An 18,832-nucleotide genomic window follows, 5' to 3' on the forward strand; every position below is an offset into this window, starting at 1 on the left:
AGGGGACACGAAACTTTGCCCTGGAATGAGACAACTTGCCCAGCTATGGGACGCCTGGGCGGTCCCCGCCTTTCGGCCGCGGACGATAATCTGCGTCCTATTCCGGGGAAACGGGCGAGGGGTCATGGCATGGGATGATTTCGTCCCGGCCGTGCCATGGCCAGGATATTGACCGGCCCCCTCGCTCGTGGCGACGGGTTGCCCAGCACCGGAGGATGCATGGCGAGGACCGCGAAGCCTGTAGCCGCGCAAGGGCGCGTGCTGATCGATCTGGCGTTGCAAGGCGGCGGCTCGCACGGTGCCTTCACCTGGGGCGTGCTGGACCGGCTGCTGCAGGAGGATCGCTTCGAAATCGAGGCCATTTCCGGGACCTCCGCCGGCGCGATGAATGCCGCCGTCCTGGTGGACGGCTTTCAGCGCGGCGGCCCCGAGGGCGCCCGGGAGCGGCTGGAGATGTTCTGGCGCCGGGTGTCGGCCGGCGCGGCCCTCAGCCCGTTCCGGCGCGGCCCGGTCGATGTGCTGCTGAACCGTTGGTCGCTGGACCACTCGCCCGGCTACGTGGCGATGGACGTCATGAGCCGGCTCTTCTCGCCCTACGACGTTCCCTTCGCTCCGCCCAACCCGCTGCAGGAGATCCTGGCCGAGGTCATCGACTTCGAGGCCCTGGTCGCCGCGCCGATCAAGCTCTTCATCACGGCGACGAATGTTCGCACCGGGCGCGGCCGTGTCTTCCGCAACGCCGACCTCTCGCCCGAGGCGCTGCTCGCCTCCGCCTGCCTGCCGACCATGTTCCAGGCCGTGGAGATCGACGGCGAGGCCTATTGGGATGGCGGCTTCTCCGGCAATCCGACCATGACGCCGCTCATGGAGGAGTGCGTGTCGGACGACACGATCATCGTCGGCATCAACCCGGTGGAGCGGGCGGGCACGCCGCGCTCGGCGCGCGACATATTGAACCGCCTCAACGAGGTATCCTTCAATGCCGTCCTGCTGAAGGAGCTGCGGATGATCGCGCTGCTCCGCAAGGTGTCCGATCCCGGCAATGCGGAAACGGCGCATTGGGCCAATATGCGCGTCCACCTGGTCCGCAGCGATCTGCTGACCGACCTCGGCGCCTCCTCGAAGCTCAACGCCGAGTGGGACTTCCTGACGATGCTCCGCGACGAGGGCCGGCGTGCGGCGGAGCAGTTCCTGGTGGCCAAGGGCGCCGATGTCGGAACGCGCTCGACGCTGGATATCGACCAGCTGCTGGCGGGCCGCTGACCCATGGGCATGCTCGGCATCCTGGCTGGCCTGGGGCTGCTGGTCTGGCTAGCCTTCCGCGGCTGGAGCGTGCTGCTGCTGGCGCCGATCGCGGCGCTGGTGGCGGCCGCCTTCGCCGGCGAGCCGCTGCTGGCCCACTGGACGCAGACCTTCATGATCAGCGCGGCGGCCTTCGTCGCGCAGTTCTTCCCGCTCTTCCTGCTCGGGGCGCTCTTCGGAAAGCTGATGGAGGATAGCGGCGCGGTCGCGGCCATCGCGCGCTGGATGACGGTGCGCCTGGGCGAGCGCCGGGCCATGATCGCCGTGGTGCTGGCGGGCGCGGCCGTCACCTATGGCGGCGTCAGCCTCTTCGTCGCGATCTTCGTGCTCACCCCCATGGCCCAGGCGCTGTTCCAGTCCTCCGGCATCCCGAGGCGGCTGATGCCGGCGGCGATCGCGCTCGGCACGTCGACCTTCACCATGTCTGCGCTGCCGGGGACCCCCGCGATCCAGAACGCGATCCCCATGCCCTTCTTCGGCACCACGCCTTTCGCCGCGCCGGGCCTGGGCATCATCGCGGCAGCGGTCATGCTGAGCATCGGCCTCTGGTGGCTGATGCGCGCGGAGGCCAAGGCGCGGGCGCGGGGCGAGGGCTTCGGCGGCGCCGGTGAGCGAGGCGCGGACGAAGCGGCCGACGACCCCATCCTGCGCGAGCGTGCGACCACCGCACTCTCCTTCGACCCGGCCGAGACGCATCGCAGCTCGCATGCCCTGGCCGAGCCGGGCCTTTTGCCGGCCGCGTTGCCGCTTCTCGTGGTGGTGGGGGTGAACCTCATCATGTCCTTCCTGGTGCTGCCTCGCTTCGATGCGGGCTTCCTGGCCGAGGAGCGCTGGGGCGGCACCAGCCTTGCCGCCGTCGCGGGCGTCTGGTCGGTGGCCGTGGCGCTGCTGGCGGCCATCCTGACCATCCTGGCTCTGGCCGGGCGCCGCATCCCTTCGCTGCGCGCGACCATGGATGCAGGCGCCAATGCGGCCGTCCTGCCGATCTTCGCCGTAGCGAGCCTGGTCGGCTTCGGCGCGGTCGTCGCCGCCATGCCGGCCTTCGCCGGGGTCCGGGAATGGGTGCTGGGCATCGGCGGCGGGCCGCTCGTCTCCCTGGCAGTCGCGACCAATGTGCTGGCGGCGCTGACCGGCTCGGCTTCGGGCGGGCTCACCATTGCGCTCGACGCGCTGGGGCCGACCTACATGCAGATTGCGGCGCAGCAGGGGATCGATCCGGGCCTGATGCACCGCGTCGCGGTCATCGGCGCGGGCACCCTGGATAGCCTTCCGCACAATGGCGCGGTGGTGACCCTACTGGGTGTCTGCGGCTGCACGCATCGCGAGAGCTACCTTGATATCGTGATGGCCTGCATCGTCAGCGCGCTGGCCGCGCTGGTCGTCGTGATCATGCTCGGCAGCCTCGTCGGTTCCTTCTAAGCTGCTGACGGAAACAAGGAGAAAGCAAGAACATGGGCAGCCATTTTAATGCCGAGCGCCGGCATCTCACGGAAGACGAGATGCCGCAGGTCATCCGGAGCCATTTCCCCGACCTCGGGACGCTGGAGCGCGAGGAACTCGTCACCCTGGCACGCTGGCTTCGCTCGCAGCACGGCCGGCTTCGCGACATCCTGCGCGGCCGTCGGCGCATTCATCGCGGCAAGGCGGACCCCCGCGGCTCGACCACGGAATCGGCAGGGGAACGCGGGCTCGCCGAGAAGAAGCAGATTTTCGCGCGCGGCCTGAAGCGCGTGAACGCCCGTCTCGGGGATATCCGCGACGCCGAGAAGCGCGAGCGCGCGCTGGCCGCCCTGCGCGGTGCCCTGGCACGGCGGCAGGAGGCCAAGGCTCATCACCCGAAGCCCGGCCGGACGGCCCATCCGGGCATGACATCGAAGGCCAGCAACCGCCCGCGCGGGATTGTCAGCGGCGGTCGGATCGGTAGCGTTTCCCAGGCGGGCAAGAACGCCCAGGCGCAACGGGACAGTCGCGCCGGCTGAATTCGGGAATCAGATGATGCGCCGCGTTGCGTGGAAGTGGTCGAGGCGGCTTGCCGTTCTTTGTGTGGGCGTTTTCATTGGGTTCCTGGCGCTTCGTGTCTTCGAGACCGAGCGCGGCCCCTCGCTGGAGCTCTGGCACCGGGCCGCGCTGCATGACCTGCATGCCGAGGAGATCGACCGCCTCGACTGGCAGGGATACCTGGCCGCCGAGGCGCGGCTTTTCGACGAGTTGCGCCGCGAGGTCACGGACCAGCTGCCACCCGAGCGGCGGACCCCGGACAACCGCTATTTCGCGGGAAGCCCGATCTATCCCGGCCGCTTCGCTCAGGACTGGAACCGCAGCTACGTGCTGGAGCCCGAGGGCACGCCGCGTGGTGCCGTGGTGCTCCTGCATGGGTTGACGGACGCGCCCTACAGCCTGCGGCATATCGCGGCGCAGTACCGCGACGCGGGCTTCGTCGCCATCGGCCTGCGCGTGCCCGCGCACGGCACGGTGCCTGCTGCCCTGACCGACACGAGCTGGGAAGACTGGGCCGCCGCCACGCGGCTCGCCATGCGGGAGGCGCGCCGGCGCGTGGGGCCGGATGGCACGCTGCACATGGTCGGCTTCTCCAATGGCGGCGCGCTGGCCCTGAAATACGCGATGGACGCCATCGAGAACCCGGCCCTTGCGCGGCCGGCCCGGCTGGTGCTGCTCTCGCCCATGATCGGGATCACGGTGTTCGCTCGCTTCGCGGGCCTTGCCGGCCTGCCCGCCATGCTGCCGGCCTTCGCCAAGGCGGCCTGGCTCAGCCGCATCCCCGAGTTCAATCCGTTCAAGTACAATTCCTTTCCCGTGAACGGGGCGCGCCAGTCGCACCGGCTGACCCAGGCGCTGCAGCAGCAGGTCCGCACGCTCTCGCGAGCCGGGCGGCTGGACCAGTTGGCGCCCGTCCTCACCTTTCAGTCGGTGATGGACTTCACGGTGAGCACCCGGGCGGTGATCAGCGCGCTCTACGAATTCCTGCCGGCCAATGGCAGCGAGCTCGTGCTGTTCGACCGGAACCGGAACACCAAGCTCGGCCCGCTGCTGCGCCCGGCCTTCGACGCCTCGCTGGCCCGCATGGTCCCCCCGGCGCCCCGGAACTGGCGCCTGACCTTCATCACCAACGCATCGGATGACGAGGCGGAGATGGTGGAACGCACCACGGCCGCCGGCTCGGATGTGGAACAGGAGAGGAGGCTCGGCCTCATCTATCCACGCGACGTCTATTCGCTGTCGCATGTGGCGCTGCCGTTCCCGCCCTGGGATTCGCTCTACGGCACGCGCCCGCAGCCGGAAGGCGAGTTCGGCGTGAGCCTGGGCGCCATGGCGGCGCGCGGCGAGGTGGGCGTGCTGATCCTGGCCCTGGATTCCCTGGTGAGGATCTCGTGGAACCCCTTCTACACCTATGTCCTGAGCCGCATCGGAGAGGGGATTCCGCCGCGGCCCTGAGCTCTCTTTGGGACGCCATGCGTAGTTTCGGGACAAGCCACCCGCGCTCGGGCCGGCCAAAAAGGTTAACGGAGAATGGGGCTGGCCTCGCTTGGGATTTGCCTCAGACTTCGTTCGGGTTGGTTCAGCATCCTGCGGGGAATTGGCGGATGGCCGTGATATCGCGACTGGGATTGATGGCGCTTCTCGTCGCCCTCGGCGGCTGTGACGACGGCCCCCAGGCCCCGCCGGCCGAAATCCGGCCCGTGCGCGTCATCTCTGTCGAGGGCAGGGCGGGGGGCGAGATCGTTGCTCTCACCGGCACCATCCAGGCGGAGACGGAGGTCAACCTCTCCTTCCGCATCGACGGCCGCATAATCGAGCGTTCGGTCAATGTGGGCGACCGCGTGACGGCGGGTCAGGTCGTGGCCCGGCTGAACCGCGACAATGAGGAGAACAACCTCCGCGCCGCCCGCGCTGCCTTGGTCGCCGCCAATGCGCGCGTCGTGGAGGCCCGGAACAACTATTCCCGACAGCGCCAGCTGCTGCAGAGCGGCTTCACCACCCGGGTCCGCTACGACGAGGCGACGCAGGTGCTGCAGGCCGCGCAGTCGGCCGCGGATTCCGCCAAGGCGCAGCTGAACATCGCCGAGAACCGGCTGGGCTACACGGATCTGATCGCCGATTCCTCCGGCACGGTCACCGCGCGCGGCGCCGAGCCGGGCGAAGTGGTGGCGCCGGGCCGCATGATCCTGCAGATCGCCCAGGATGGTGGGCGCGATGCCGTCTTCGGCGTTCCCGCCGGGATCAAGGACCGTGCGCCCGAGAACCCGCTGATCGAGGTCTCGCTGACCAGTGACCCGTCTATCCGCGCCCAGGGCCGCGTGCGCGAGGTGGCGCCCCGCGCCGATCCCGTGACAGGCACCTTTGCCGTGCGTGTGGGCCTCTCCGACCCGCCGACCGGGCTGCGCCTGGGTTCCACCGTGTCGGGGCGCATGCAGATCGGCGGTGCGGACGGCTTCGCCATCCCGGCCAGCGCCATGACGCGCCTGGACGGCCAGCCGGCCGTCTGGATCGTGGATCCGGCCGCGCAGACCGTCTCCCTGCGCCGCGTCGAGGTGGCGCGGTTCGATCCGGCCGGGGTCGTGGTGTCCTCCGGGCTCGTGGCCGGTGACATCGTGGTGACGGCTGGCGTGCAGGCGCTTCGCCCAGGCCAGAAGGTCCGTCTGCTCGGCGCCGCGTCGTGATCGGCCCCAACCTCTCCGAATGGTCCATCGGCCGCCGGTCGCTGATGGTCTATTTCATGCTGGTCGCCGTGGTGGCCGGCAGCCTCGCCTTCATGCGCCTCGGGCGGAACGAGGATCCGGCCTTCACCTTCCGGACCATGGTCGTGCAGGCCTCCTGGCCTGGCGCCACGCTCGAGGAGACGCTGAAGCAGGTCACCGAGCGGATCGAGCGCACGCTCCAGGAAACGCCGAATGTCGACGATGTCCGGAGCTACACCGTCCCGGGCACGACCACGATCTTCGTGAACCTCAAGGGCTCGACCCCGCCGGCCATCGTGCGCGACATGTGGTACGAGGTCCGCAAGCGGGTGGGCGATATGCGCCACACCCTGCCGCCGGGCGTGATCGGCCCGGGCTTCAACGATGATTTCGGCGACACCTTCGGCATCATCTACGGCTTTACCGCCGACGGCTTTACCCATCGCGAGCTGCGCGACCAGGTGGAGGCCGCGCGCTCCCGCCTGCTGCTGGTGCCCGACGTCTCGAAGATCGAGATCCTGGGCGCCCAGGACGAGCAGATCTTCATCGAATTCTCTATCGAACGACTGGCGGGCCTCGGTCTCAATCTCCAGGCGCTGCTCGGTGCCTTGCAGGCACAGAATGTCGTCCGCCCCGCGGGCGTGGTGACGACGGGGGATGAGCGTGTCGCGCTGCGGGTCTCGGGCTCCTTTGAATCCGAAGCGGATATCCTTGCCGTCAACTTCCAGGTGGGCGACCGCGTGATCCGGCTCGGCGACATCGCCGAGGTGCATCGCGCCTATTCCGATCCGCCGCAGCCCATGTTCCGCGTCAACGGGCGCCCGGCGATCGGCCTCGCCGTGGCCATGCGGGATTCAGGCGACATCCTGGCCCTTGGCCGGAATATCAAGGCGGAGATGGAGCGCATCCGTGCCCAGCTGCCCATCGGCATAGAGCCGACGCTCGTGGCCGACCAGGCGGTGACCGTGGACACCGCCATCGGCGAGTTCACCGAGAGCCTCTGGCAGGCCATCCTCATCATCGTGGTGGCGAGCTTCGTGAGCCTTGGCGTTCGGCCGGGCTCGGTGGTGGCGCTGTCCATCCCGCTAACCCTCGCCATCGTCTTTCCCATCATGTCGCTGGTCGGCATCGACCTGCAGCGTATCTCGCTGGGCGCGCTTATCATCGCGCTGACATTGCTGGTGGACGACGCGATGACGACGGTGGACGCCATGATCCGCCGCCTCGCGGTCGGCGACAGCAAGGAGCAGGCGGCCACCTTCGCCTACAGAAACCTCGCGGCCCCCATGCTGACGGGGACGCTGGTGACCATCGCGGGTTTCGTGCCCATCGGCTTCGCGGCGAGTTCGGCGGGCGAATACACCTTCTCGATCTTCGCCGTGGTGGGTATCGCGCTGATCGTGTCCTGGTTCGTCGCGGTGCTCTTCGCGCCGCTCATCGGCATGGCGCTGCTGAAGAAACCGCTGATGAAGAAGGCCGGGACGGGCGCGGCGAATGACGGCTTCGTGATGCGGGTCTACACCAAGCTGCTAACCACGGCGATGCGCGCCCGCTGGATCACCATCGCCCTGACCTTCGGCGTTTTCGCGCTCTCGATCTTCTGCATCCGCTTCGTCCCGCAGCAGTTCTTCCCTGCCTCCGACCGGACGGAGCTGCTGGTGGACCTGACCCTGCCGCAAAGCGCCTCCATCCTGGCGAGCGAGGAGGTGACCACGCGGCTGGAGCAGGCACTGGCGCAGGACCCGGATATCGAGCGCTGGAGCTCCTATATCGGCCGCGGCGCCATCCGCTTCTACCTGCCGCTCAACGTGCAGCTCGCGAATCCGTTCTTCGCGCAGGTTGTGGTGGTGGCGAAGGACCTGCCGAGCCGTATCCGCCTGCAGGAGCGGCTGGAGAAGCGGCTCGCCGAGGAATTCCCCAATGTCGTCTCCCGCGTTTCGCCGCTGGAGCTCGGCCCGCCGGTGGGCTGGCCGGTGCAGTACCGGGTGAGCGGCTCCGACCTCGAGCAGGTGCGGCAGGTGGCGCTGCGCCTCGCGCAGGTGGTGGGCACGAGCGAGGGCGCGCGGCACGTCAATTTCGACTGGATGGAGCCCGCCCGGCAGCTGCGCCTCCGGGTGGACCAGGAACAGGCGCGCCAGCTCGGGCTGAGCTCCGCCGGGCTCTCGGCGATGCTCAATGCCGCGATCACGGGCACGACCATCACGCAGGTGCGCGACGACATCTACCTCGTGAACGTCATCGCCCGCGCGACGGCGGAGGAGCGGCTTTCGCTGGCCAACCTCCGCTCCATGCAGGTCTTCCTGCCGGGTGGGCGCAGCGTGCCGCTCAGCCAGTTCGTGACGTTCGAGTATGAGCAGGAATACCCGCTCATCTGGCGCCGCGACCGTGTCCCCACACTGACCGTCCAGGCCGATGTTCGCCCCGGCGTGCTGCCCGATACGGTAGTGAGCGAGCTGGCCCCCCGCATCGCGGAGCTCAACGCCACGCTGCCCGCCGGCTACAGCATCGAGCTCGGCGGCATCGCGGAGGAGAGCGCTGAATCCAGCGCATCGGTCTTCGCGGTCGTGCCGCTGATGATCGTGCTGATGCTGACCGCGCTCATGTTCCAGCTGCAGAGCTTCCAGCGCCTCGCCATGGTGATGGCGGTACTGCCGCTGGGCATGATCGGCGTGGTCACGGCCCTGCTGGCATTCCGACAGCCGCTGGGTTTCGTCGCGATCCTGGGCATCCTCGCGCTGCTGGGGATGATCGCGAAGAACGCGGTGATCCTGATCGTGCAGATCGAGTCCGACCGCGCGGAGGGCCGGGATGTGTGGGCGGCCGTGCTCAGCGCCAGCACCTCGCGCCTGCGGCCGATGATGCTCACGGCGATCTCGACAGTACTGGGCATGATCCCGATCGCGCCGACGGTCTTCTGGGGCCCCATGGCCTTCGCGATCATGGGCGGCCTGCTGGTGGCAACGCTGCTGACGCTCGTCTTCCTGCCCACGCTCTACGTCGCGTGGTTCCGGGGGCAGCCGGCATCGCGCGGCCCGGCGAGGAGCTAGATGCCCGCGCGCGCGGCCGCCTCGAGGTTCGCGTGTTTCCTCGCCGTCTGGCTCGCGGCCGATGGCGCCACGCTGTCGGGCCTCGCGCTGGGAGTGGTTGCCGCGGGCCTGGCTTGCCGGGCGAGCCTCGCCCTGCTGCCGCCGGGGCAGTTCAGGCCGCAGGCGCTGCCTCTCCTGGGGCTGGTGCTGTCCTATCCCGTCCGGGCGCTCGTCGCGGGCTTCGCCGTGGCCTGCCGCGCCTTCGACCTGAGGCTCGATCCGGGCGTCGTCGCCTTCCGGCCCCTCCTGCCGGCGGGAATGGTCCGCGACGCGTTGCTCACCTGGTCCAGCCTCATGCCCGGGACGCTGCCCGTCCCGCACGAAGGCGGGGATGTCGTCGCCGTCCACGCGCTGGATCGCGCGCAGCCCGTCGCCGACGACATGGCGAGGGAGGAGGCGCGCGTCGCGCGAGCGCTGCTTGGCTGAGTTCCTGACCCTCGCCGCGGCTGTCGCTCTGCTCACGGCGCTGGCCGGGTTGTGGCGTGGCTGGCGCGGCCCGGCGGCGATGGACCGGATCATGGCCGTGCAGCTTCTCGGCACCTCCGCCATTGCGACCATGGCGCTGCTGGCCTTCGCGCTGGACGAACCCGCGATCTTGGATGCCGCGCTGGTGCTGGCCTTGCTGGCGGCTACGGCTTCGGCCGCCTTCGTGCGCTTCGGCTCCGGAAAGGGCGAGGAATGAGCCTCGCGGCGGATATCTTAACCATCGTCGCCGTGCTGGCCGGGCTGTTCTTCCTGCTGGCCGGCTCGGTCGGCCTGCTGCGCTTTCCCGATGCGCTGAGCCGCTTGCACGCGCTCACCAAGGCCGATGCGCTGGGTGCCGGCCTCATCCTGGTCGGCCTCATGCCGCAATGCGATTCCTGGATGGGCGCGATGAAGCTCCTGTTGATCTGGGCCCTGCTGACGGTCTCGGGCGGCACCGTCGGGCAGATGATCGCGGGGGCGGCCCGGCGATGATCGCCGGGACGGTGCTCGATCTCGTGATCGCGCTGGCGGTGGTGGGGCTTGCGCTCTGGACCGTCGCGGCGCGCGGTGTCTTTCCGGCGCTGGTGGGCTTCATCGGCCTCGGCATGATGCTGAGCCTCGCCTGGATCCGCCTGGGCGCGGTCGACGTCGCGATGACCGAGGCCGCCATCGGCGCGGGCGCGACGGGCATCCTGTTGCTGCATGCGTCCGCGCGGCTGGCCGGCCACCGTTTCGCGGCGCCGGAGGACGTGGCCGGCCCCGGCGTGCGGATCGCGGCGGGGTGCCTCAGCGCCCTGATCGCGGGCGCCGTCGGCTTCGTGCTGCTGGGCCTCCCGGAGCCCGCGCCCAGCCTCGCCCCGCTGGCGGCCGAGAACCTGGCGCGCACCGCCCTGGGCAATCCGGTGAGCAGCGCGCTCATGACCTGGCGCGCCATCGACACGCTGCTGGAGGCGGTGGTCGTCCTGCTGGCCGTCATCGCCGTCTGGTCGCTCGCGCCCGACGGGGCCTGGGGCCGCGCGCCCGGGCCCGCGATGCCGCGGCAGGAGCATGGGCCCTTCGCCCTGCTGGTGCGGATCCTGGCGCCCATCGGCATCGTGATCGGCGTGCATATCGTCTGGACCGGCGCTGACGCGCCGGGCGGGAAGTTCCAGGGGGCCGCGGTGCTCGCGGCCATGTGGATCCTCGCCTGGATGGCGGGCCTCGTCCGTGCGCCCCGCGTCACGAGCCCGGGGCTGCGCGGCGCGCTGGTTGCTGGGCCGCTGCTCTTCATCGCGATCGGCGCGCTGGGCTGCCTGACGGCCGAGGGCTTCCTCGCCTATCCCGAGGCGGTGACCAAGCCGCTCATCCTGCTCATCGAGGCCGCGACGACGGTCTCGATCGCCATGGCGCTGGCGCTGCTGCTGGTCGGTCCGCCGGAGGAGGGGTGATGGAGCCCCAGATCTTCAGCCTGGTCGCGGCGGCGTTGATCGGAATCGGCCTCTACGGGGTGTTCGTGCAGGCCGAGCCATTTCGCCGCATCCTTGCCTTCAACCTGCTCGGCGGCGGTGTCTTCCTCACCTTCGGCGTGATCGCGCGGCGCGGGGAGGGGGCGGGCTTCCCTGGCGACCCGGTTCCGCAGGCGCTGGTGATCACGGGCCTCGTCGTGGCCCTGGCTGCGACGACGCTGGCCGTCTCGATCCTGGTGCGGCTGGCGGCCGCGCGGGGGAAACCCCGTGACTGAGGCGCCGGTCACCACGCCGGGCGGGCTGCTGCTGGTGGCCGCGCTCATCCTCCCAGTGATCGCGCTGCTGCTGGCCTTCGCGCTGGGTGGCCGGCGTGCCGCGAACCTCGCCCCCGCGGCGTTCGGCCTAGGCCTGATGCTGGCCGTCGCGATCTGCGTGGAGCTGATGGGCAGCGGCGCCGCCATTTCGTACCGCCTTGGCGGATGGGCGCCGCCGCTGGGGATCGCGCTGCGCGCCGATGGGCTTTCCGCCGCCCTGCTCCTGACCAGCGCCATCGTCCTGCTGGCGACCTCGATTTTCGTGCGGCCGGACTTCGCAGCAGGGACAGAGTCGCGCTCGGAGCTCATGTTCTGGTGCCTGTTGCTCGGCCTGTGGTCGGCCATGTGCTGCACGCTGCTGAGCAACGACCTCTTCAACCTCTTCGTGGGGCTGGAGCTGATGACCTTCGCGGCGGTGCCGCTCGCCTGCCTCGCCGGCAGCCGCGAGACGCTCGAGGCCGCGCTGCGCTACCTGCTTTTCGCGCTGCTCGGCTCGGTGCTCTACCTGCTCGGCGTCGCCCTGTTCTACGGCAGCTACGGCACGCTGGACCTGGTCCAGCTTTCGCGCATCGCACGGGCGGATGGCGCCACCATCCTCGCCGCCGCGGTGATGACGGCGGGGCTCATCGCCAAGGCGGCCCTCTTCCCGCTGCATCTCTGGCTGCCGCCCGCCCATGCGGGCGCGCCGGCGCCGGCGAGCGCGGTGCTTTCGGCGCTGGTCGTGAAGGCGGCCTTCTTCCTGCTGCTGCGCCTCTGGCTGGGCGTGATGCCTGCCGCCGCCTCGGGCCTCGCGATGCAGCTGCTGGCGGCGCTGGGCGCGGCGGCCATCCTCATCGGCAGCCTGGTCGCGCTGCGCCAGGCACGGCTCAAGCTGCTCATCGCCTATTCGACGGTCGCGCAGATCGGGTACCTCTTCCTCATGTTCCCGCTCTCCGTCGCGGGACCGGAAGCGGCGGCCGCCTGGCTCGGCGGCATCCTGCAGGCGGTGTCTCACGCCTTTGCCAAGGCTTCGATGTTCCTCGGCGCGGGGCTCGCGGCGAAGGCGCTGGGGCATGACCGCATCGATGGCCTCGGCGGCCTCGCGCGGGCCATGCCCATGACGGTGATCGCTTTCGGCCTCGCGGGGCTCTCGCTCATGGGCGTGCCGCCCAGCGGCGGCTTCACGGCGAAATGGCTGCTGATCCAGGCCTCGCTGGAAGCGGGGCAATGGTGGTGGGGCGTGGTGATGCTCTGCGGCGGGCTGCTCACGGGCGGCTATGTCTTCCGGGTACTGGCGGCCTCGATCCAGGGCGACGGCGCGGCGCGCGTCTCCTTGCCCGCGTCGTTCAACTTTCAGGAGCGTGTGGTTCTGGGCCTTGCCCTCCTCTCGGCGGTGATGGGGCTGGTGCCGCTTGGTTCGTTCAGCGTCGCGCAGATCGGCAGGATTGGCGGATGAGCGCGCTGCTTCTCCTCACCATCCTCTGGCCGCTCCTGCTGCTGGCTCTCAGGGCCTCGTCCGTCCTGCTGATCCTTGCCCCGCTGCCCGGGTTGCTCGCCGCGCTGTTCTGCGCGGGGGACACCATTGTCTTCGATGCGGAGCGCCTGCGCTTCACCCTTGCGCTGGACGCGCCCTCGGCCGTGCTGCTCGGCGCGGCGGCGCTGCTCTGGATGGCGGCCGGCGCCTATGCCGCCGCCTATCTCGGCCCGAAGCCGAATTTCCGGCGCTTCACGGCCTGGTGGCTGGTGACCCAGGCCGGCAGCCTCGGCGTCTTCGTCTCGGGCGACCTCGTCAGCTTCTACCTGACCTATGCGATGGTGAGCCTCGCCGCCTACGGCCTGGTGATCCATGACCGCACGGCGCGGGCGTGGCGCGCAGGCTCCATCTACCTGCTACTGACGGTGATCGGCGAGATCCTGCTGCTCACGGCCTTCGCGCTGCTGGCCTTCGCCGGCACGGGCCCGAGCCTGGCCATCCGCGACGTGATGACGACGCTGCCGGACTACGCGAACCGCGATGTCGTGATCGGCGTGATCCTCGCGGGCTTTGGGCTCAAGGCGGGGCTTTTCCTGCTGCATGTCTGGCTGCCGCTGGCCCATCCGGCGGCACCCATGCCGGCCTCGGCGGTGCTGAGCGGCGTGATCGTGAAGGCGGGCATCATCGGCCTGATCCGCTTCCTGCCCTTCGACCACGGCCTCGTGGACTGGGGCGAGTTCCTGGGCGCGCTGGGCTTCCTCACGGCCTTCTACGGCGTGGCCATCGGCGTGACGCAGTCCAACCCCAAGACCATCCTGGCCTATTCCACCGTGAGCCAGATGGGTGTCGTATCCGCCGCGCTGGGCTTCGGCCTCGCGGCCGCGCAGACCGGCGCGCCGCTGGCCGCGGCCTTCGCGGCCAGCCATCACCTCTTCGCCAAGGGAGCGCTGTTCCTGGCGGTCGGTGTGGCGTATGCGACGGCCCGCCGCCGGGCCTGGCCCGTCTTGCTCCCGGTGCTGCTGCTCGTGCTGAGCTTCGGCGGCTTCCCGCTCACGGGCGGCGCCTTCGGCAAGGCGGCGCTGAAGGATCAGCTCGGCGCAGGCATGCTGGGCTGGCTCTCCGCCTTCTCGGCGGCAGGCACGACCGTGCTCATGCTGCATTTTGCCCGCCATCTCCGCGCCGCCATGCCGGAGGAGGGCGCGCCGCGCCCCGCCGGGATGGTGGTGCCCTGGCTGGCGATGACGCTCGCGGCGCTGGTGCTGCCGGCCATGCTCTACGCGCCGCTCGGGATCGGCCCGCTCGGGGATGCGCTGAAGCCGGCGGAGCTCTGGAAGGCGCTCTGGCCCGTGCTGCTGGGTGGTGCCGGGGCCTTGGCGTTGAAGCGCGTGGAAAGCCGCCTGCCTCGCATCCCGGAAGGCGATGTCCTGGTGCTGGAGGAGCGCGCCTATCTGAGCGTGAGCGTGCCGTTCTCCGCGGCGATCGACCGCGCCGAGGCGGAACTCCGGGCCTGGCCGCATGCTGGCCTGGCGCTGCTTCTGCTGGTGGTGGGCTTCGGCGCCGCGCTGCTCGCCGCCCGCTGAGGCCGCCTTACTACCTTACTATCTTACTATCTTACCTCCCGGAATCAGAAACGCCCGGGGCGCGGACCCCGGGCGTTGGCAGGCGCTATCCTAGCCGGAAACGCCCCCCAGATCCAGCGGAACCGGAGGGCGCATCCCGCCACGTCAGGCAGAGGGCTGCCCCGCGGCCGCCTGCGCGCCTGTCAGGGCTTCGCGCAGCGCCTCTTCCTTCGTCTCGTCGAAGGAGCTGCGCAGGATGGTGCCGCCGCTACCCGAAAGCTCGGCCATCACCTTGTCCGTCGTCATCTTGCGGATCAGGAGGAAGAGCGCGGCCTGGCCGGAATTCAGCGCCTGGGCGGCTTCCTTCATGAACTTGTCGTTGATGCCGAGGTCGGCGAGCTTGCCGCCCAGCGCGCCGGAGGCCGCGCCGACGGCCGCGCCCGCCAGGGGCATGAGCACCAGCAGGCCGATCAACGTGCCCCAGAGCGCGCCGGAGGCGGCGCCCGCGGCGACGGGCTGGAAGAGCTGGTTCAGCTTCACCTTGCCGTCCGGCTGCTTCACCGCGACGACGGCGTCGCCCAGCTCGATCAGGTATTCGCGCTGCAGGCCGAGCAGCTTGGTGCGGACTTCCTCGGCGCGGGCCTCGGTCGGGTAGGCGATGACAAGAAGGTCGGACATGGCGTTACTCCAGGAAAATGTGAAAAAAGAGGTCAGCGATAGGAGGCGAAGGCCATTCCGGCGGCAGCCTGTCCGCCGCCGCCCCGGAGCGCGAGGCCCAGAAGCAGCCTTGCCTTGAGGCTGGAGAGAATGCCGGCCGGAATCAGCCCCCTCTGCAGCAGATCGATCTCCGAGCCCGGATAGCCATAGGTCTCGGTGAAGACGGGCCCCGTCAGCGTACGCGCGGCGAGCACCACGGGCATGTGCATCGCCAGCTCGCCCAGGCGTGGCGCGACATCCGCCGGCACATGGCCCGCCCCCATGCCGCCGATGACCGCCCCACGGTAGCCGAGCCCGGGAAGCGTATCGAGCATGCGGCCGTCCTCGCCCATGCTCCAGGTCAGCAGTGCGACCGGCGGCGGCGGGCCGCCATAGGTGGGAAGCGTCGGCAGGCGGGGCGGGCGGGTGAGGATCCGCGTCCGGCCCTCCGCGATCACGCCGACAGGACCCGTGAGCGGCGAGGCGAAGGCCGAGGGCAGGGCGGTATGCGCCTTGTGCACGAAGCGCGCCGCGTGGATGTCGTAGTTGAGCACGACGAGCGTGCCGAGGCCCCGCGCTTCCTGGGAGGCCGCGACGCGCGCGGCGGCCAGCAGATTGGCCGGCCCGTCCGCCCCCGGCGCCTCGGCACCGCGCATCGCGCCCGTCACCACCACGGGCTTGTCGCCCTGGATCAGCAGGTCGAGGAGAAAAGCCGATTCCTCGATGGTGTCGGTGCCCTGGATGACCACGGCGCCGTCGATATCGCCCGCGAAGGCATCCTCGATGCGCTTGGCGACGTCGATGATGTGGTCCGCTCCCAGCGACGGGCTGGGCAGGCGGAAGGGCGAGGCGGCATCGATCTCGGCGACCTCGCGGAGCGCGGGCACGGAAGCGATGAGCTCTTCCGCGCCGAGCTTCGGCGCGATCCCCGCCCCTTCGCCCGGCACCATGGTGATGGTGCCGCCCAGCGAGAGGAAGAGGAGGCGTGGCTTGCGGCTCATGCGTTCTCCGCCGCTTCTTCCTCGCGGCGTCCTGGCGGGCGCCCGCGAGGCTGGATGCCGTCCGGGATCTCGCCCGGCCGGTATGCGGGCAGGCGGCTCGCGGGAATGACGGCGAGCGCCGCGACGGCGGCCATGATCAGCAGGCCGATCTTCAGCGCTCGCAGGCGCGCCTCCGTGTTGATGCGGACGGCTTCCTCGACCGCCGCGGGCGGCGCGCCGGTGCGCTCCATGATGGAGAGCAGGCGGTCGTTCGAGACGAAGTTGATGCTGTCCATGTCGATCTGCGACAGCACGCCCACCGGAAGCTGCGGGTTCTCCGCCACGCGATAGACGATGCCGGCCGAGAGCAGGCCCACCAGCAGCGCGCCCGCGACCGCCGTGCCGACGCCGGCCGCGAGGTTCTGCGTGGTGCCGCGCAGCGAGCCGACATCGCCCGCGAGCTCCTTGGGCGCGGCGGTCACCAGCACGTTGAAGACCAGCGTCACCAAGGCGCCTTGCCCGAGGCCGAAGGCGATCAGGCCGAACATCACCGGGACGGCGGACCAGTCGTTGCGGACCACGAAGGCGAGCCACAGAAGCCCCGCGATGCAGAGCAGGAAGCCGCCCTGCGCGATGCGGCGGGGCGAGACCTTGTCGTAAAGCCGCACCACGAGCATGGCGGTGAAGAACACCGTCAGGTTGAAGGGCATCATCGCGACGGCGGTCTCGATCGGCGTGCGGCCCTGGACGATCTGGATGTAGAGCGGGACCGTGAAGTTCAGCATCGCTTCCAGTCCGACCACGGTGAACATGGCGTAGACCGCGGCGCGCTCCTCGCCCGAGGTGATGACGCGCAGATCCAGCAGAGGCGTGCCGCCGCGCGCGGCGACGCGCCGGCACCAGCTGATGAAGATCTGCAGCAGGATCGCGCCGACGACGATCATCAGCGGTGCCGGCGACATGCCCAGGACGTCGAAGGGCGCGCCCGGGCGCGCGACGCCGAGGCCCCAGCGGTTGAGGTTGTTGAAGCCGAAGACGATCATGATGATCGCGCAGGCGGCGAGCACGACGCCCACCAAGTCGATCTTCACATCGGGCCGTGAATCCTCGGGCTTCAGCTTGAAGCTCAGCAGGAAGACGATGCCGGCCAGTACGACGAGGATGCCGAAGACCGGCCGCCAGCCGATGAAGGTGCCCAGCATGCCGCCGATCAGGAAGGCGGCGACGCCCGCCGCCGCGCGCGCGGAGCCGAGCGCGCCCACCGCCGTCGCCTGCTGGGCGCCCCGATAGTGATGCGCGATGAGCGCGACCAGCGCCGGGACAATGACCGCGGCGGCGAGGCCCGCGACGAGCTGGGCGGCGAGCATCATCGTGGCGACGGGCGCCATCACCATCATCACCTGCGCGATGGCGAAAATTCCGACCACGACGCGGAACACCGCCGTCGAGCCGAAGCGCTGCACCAGCTTGGCGCCCAGCATCACGAAGCCCGCGACGGAGAGCGAGTACATCACGATCCCGGTCGCGACGGTGGTGGGTGGCACGCCGAAGCTGCTCACCATGCCCGCCAGCGACACGGGCAGCGCGGCGACGTTGAACGACATCAGCACCTGGCCGAGGGCGATGGCGATCATTGGCACCCAGGAGGCGCGGGGTTCTTCAGTGGTGGCGCTCATCTCGGGGGCTCCTTGGTTCAGATTTCTGGCTTGGACGCGAAGAGATTCAGGCCGAGCCTTTCGGAAAGGAACTTGGTGGCGAGCTGGCCACGCACGCTGTTGCCTGCCTCGTCGAGCGGGGGAGAGAAGGTGCCAAGACCCCCTTTTCCGGGCGCGATGGTCACGATACCGCCCGCCACGCCGCTCTTGCCCGGCAGGCCGACTTCGTAGAGCCAGTCGCCCGATTGTTCGTAGAGCCCGGCGGTGGCCATGACGGCCAGCACGCGGGCGCAGCGGTCGGCATCCATCACCCGCTCCCGCGTCACCGGATTGACGCCGCCATCGGCGAGAGTGGCGCCCATCACCGCCATGTCGCGGGCGGTGACGTTCAGCGCGCACTGCCTCGTGTAGATGTCCGTTGCCTCGTCGGGGTCCGAATACATTCGGCCGTAGCCCAGCAGCAGCCGTGCGATGCCCTGGTTGCGCTGGTTGGTCGCGGCCTCGGATGCATAGACCTCCTGGTCCATCTCCAGCTCGCGGCCGGCGAAACGCGAGAGGCCATCGCGGATGAACTTCCACTTCTCCTCGGCATTGCCGCCGGGGGCGAGGCTCGTGGTCGCGATGGCGCCCGCGTTCACCATGGGGTTCATGGTACGGTCGGCATTGAGCTCGATGGCCATGACGGAATTGAAGGCGAGGCCGGTCGCATTCACGCCGATCTTCTCTCGGGCCTGGCCGCCGCCCAACGCCTGGCAGACCAGGGCGAAGACGAAGGGCTTGGACATGCTCTGGATGGAGAAGGGGCGCTCGGCATCGCCCACCTGGTAAATGGCGCCATCCACGCTTGCGACGCAAAGGCCGAAGAGGTCCGGCGCAGCGGAGGCCAGGGCGGGAATATAGTCCGCGACCTTGCCCTCGGAGATCGGCGCATAGCGCGCCCATGCCTCGTCCACGAGGCGGCGGACCCGGTCGGGATCGGGAAGATGGCCAGTCGATACGGTGTGGGATGCGTCGGCGTCGTCGAGGTGCAGGCGGATATCCATGTCTGGCCCTTCCACCGGGTCTGTGATGTGACACTAGGTACTCCCAGCCTAGGGCAGATGAGCCGGAAATCCTCGAACTATCCCTTGCGTCCCGATTTCGGTGGGCGATACGGTGCAGTGTGCCGCTTCGAATATAT

The 18,832-nt window shown here is 69.7% G+C and carries 17 protein-coding genes; 13 read left to right on the plus strand and 4 right to left on the minus strand.

Features of this window, described 5'->3' with window-relative positions; all coding sequences use genetic code 11:
* Positions 1–219: 219 nt before the first annotated feature.
* The 13 genes from WJM96_RS07695 (at position 220) to WJM96_RS07755 (ending at position 14,342) form a co-directional block, all read left to right on the plus strand.
* Positions 220–1,263, plus strand: a complete 1,044-nt coding sequence (locus WJM96_RS07695) for a patatin-like phospholipase family protein (protein WP_424811886.1) — start codon at positions 220–222, stop codon at positions 1,261–1,263.
* 3 nt (positions 1,264–1,266) lie between these two features.
* Positions 1,267–2,721, plus strand: a complete 1,455-nt coding sequence (locus WJM96_RS07700) for a GntP family permease (protein ID WP_424811887.1) — start codon at positions 1,267–1,269, stop codon at positions 2,719–2,721.
* A gap of 32 nt (positions 2,722–2,753) precedes the next feature.
* Positions 2,754–3,281: a hypothetical protein gene (locus tag WJM96_RS07705; RefSeq protein WP_424811888.1), complete on the plus strand. Its 528-nt coding sequence runs from the start codon at positions 2,754–2,756 to the stop codon at positions 3,279–3,281.
* A gap of 64 nt (positions 3,282–3,345) precedes the next feature.
* The gene (locus WJM96_RS07710) at positions 3,346–4,755 is read left to right on the plus strand and encodes an alpha/beta hydrolase (protein ID WP_424811889.1); all 1,410 of its coding nucleotides are present in this window, start codon (positions 3,346–3,348) and stop codon (positions 4,753–4,755) included.
* Between the two features lie 176 nt (positions 4,756–4,931).
* Complete coding sequence (locus tag WJM96_RS07715) at positions 4,932–5,981, plus strand: efflux RND transporter periplasmic adaptor subunit (protein WP_424811890.1); 1,050 nt, start codon at positions 4,932–4,934, stop codon at positions 5,979–5,981.
* The gene (locus WJM96_RS07720) at positions 5,978–9,046 is read left to right on the plus strand and encodes an efflux RND transporter permease subunit (protein WP_424811891.1); all 3,069 of its coding nucleotides are present in this window, start codon (positions 5,978–5,980) and stop codon (positions 9,044–9,046) included. The genes WJM96_RS07715 and WJM96_RS07720 overlap by 4 nt, the downstream gene beginning before the upstream one ends.
* Positions 9,047–9,511 carry a Na+/H+ antiporter subunit E gene (locus tag WJM96_RS07725; RefSeq protein ID WP_424811892.1) on the plus strand — a complete coding sequence of 155 codons (465 nt, stop codon included), beginning with the start codon at positions 9,047–9,049 and terminating at the stop codon, positions 9,509–9,511.
* On the plus strand, positions 9,504–9,767 hold the full coding sequence (locus WJM96_RS07730) for a monovalent cation/H+ antiporter complex subunit F (protein ID WP_424811893.1): 264 nt from the start codon (positions 9,504–9,506) through the stop codon (positions 9,765–9,767). Before WJM96_RS07725 ends, WJM96_RS07730 begins: the two co-directional genes overlap by 8 nt.
* A complete protein-coding gene (locus WJM96_RS07735; RefSeq protein ID WP_424811894.1) occupies positions 9,764–10,042 on the plus strand; it encodes a cation:proton antiporter in 279 nt (92 codons plus the stop codon). Before WJM96_RS07730 ends, WJM96_RS07735 begins: the two co-directional genes overlap by 4 nt.
* The gene (locus WJM96_RS07740; RefSeq protein ID WP_424811895.1) at positions 10,039–10,977 is read left to right on the plus strand and encodes a hydrogenase subunit MbhD domain-containing protein; all 939 of its coding nucleotides are present in this window, start codon (positions 10,039–10,041) and stop codon (positions 10,975–10,977) included. The genes WJM96_RS07735 and WJM96_RS07740 overlap by 4 nt, the downstream gene beginning before the upstream one ends.
* A complete protein-coding gene (locus tag WJM96_RS07745) occupies positions 10,977–11,270 on the plus strand; it encodes an NADH-quinone oxidoreductase subunit K (protein WP_424811896.1) in 294 nt (97 codons plus the stop codon). The genes WJM96_RS07740 and WJM96_RS07745 overlap by 1 nt, the downstream gene beginning before the upstream one ends.
* Positions 11,263–12,744 carry a complex I subunit 5 family protein gene (locus tag WJM96_RS07750; protein WP_424811897.1) on the plus strand — a complete coding sequence of 494 codons (1,482 nt, stop codon included), beginning with the start codon at positions 11,263–11,265 and terminating at the stop codon, positions 12,742–12,744. The genes WJM96_RS07745 and WJM96_RS07750 overlap by 8 nt, the downstream gene beginning before the upstream one ends.
* Positions 12,741–14,342, plus strand: coding sequence for a proton-conducting transporter membrane subunit (locus WJM96_RS07755; protein WP_424811898.1), 1,602 nt, complete (start codon positions 12,741–12,743; stop codon positions 14,340–14,342). The genes WJM96_RS07750 and WJM96_RS07755 overlap by 4 nt, the downstream gene beginning before the upstream one ends.
* 144 nt (positions 14,343–14,486) lie before the next feature.
* On the opposite strand, the gene WJM96_RS07760 is transcribed toward WJM96_RS07755, so the two are convergent.
* The 4 genes from WJM96_RS07760 to glsA are packed head-to-tail and all read right to left on the minus strand — an operon-like array spanning position 14,487 to position 18,695.
* Positions 14,487–14,999 carry a DUF1269 domain-containing protein gene (locus WJM96_RS07760; RefSeq protein WP_424811899.1) on the minus strand — a complete coding sequence of 171 codons (513 nt, stop codon included), beginning with the start codon at positions 14,997–14,999 and terminating at the stop codon, positions 14,487–14,489.
* Between the two features lie 32 nt (positions 15,000–15,031).
* Complete coding sequence (locus tag WJM96_RS07765) at positions 15,032–16,018, minus strand: asparaginase (protein ID WP_424811900.1); 987 nt, start codon at positions 16,016–16,018, stop codon at positions 15,032–15,034.
* On the minus strand, positions 16,015–17,673 hold the full coding sequence (locus WJM96_RS07770; RefSeq protein WP_424811901.1) for an MFS transporter: 1,659 nt from the start codon (positions 17,671–17,673) through the stop codon (positions 16,015–16,017). The genes WJM96_RS07765 and WJM96_RS07770 overlap by 4 nt, the downstream gene beginning before the upstream one ends.
* A gap of 17 nt (positions 17,674–17,690) precedes the next feature.
* Positions 17,691–18,695 (minus strand): glutaminase A, encoded by a 1,005-nt coding sequence (glsA, locus tag WJM96_RS07775; RefSeq protein WP_424811902.1) that lies wholly within the window; start codon positions 18,693–18,695, stop codon positions 17,691–17,693.
* Positions 18,696–18,832 lie beyond the last annotated feature (137 nt).

Source organism: Roseococcus sp. YIM B11640 (genome assembly GCF_049727625.1).
In the GTDB taxonomy this organism is placed as follows: domain Bacteria; phylum Pseudomonadota; class Alphaproteobacteria; order Acetobacterales; family Acetobacteraceae; genus Roseococcus.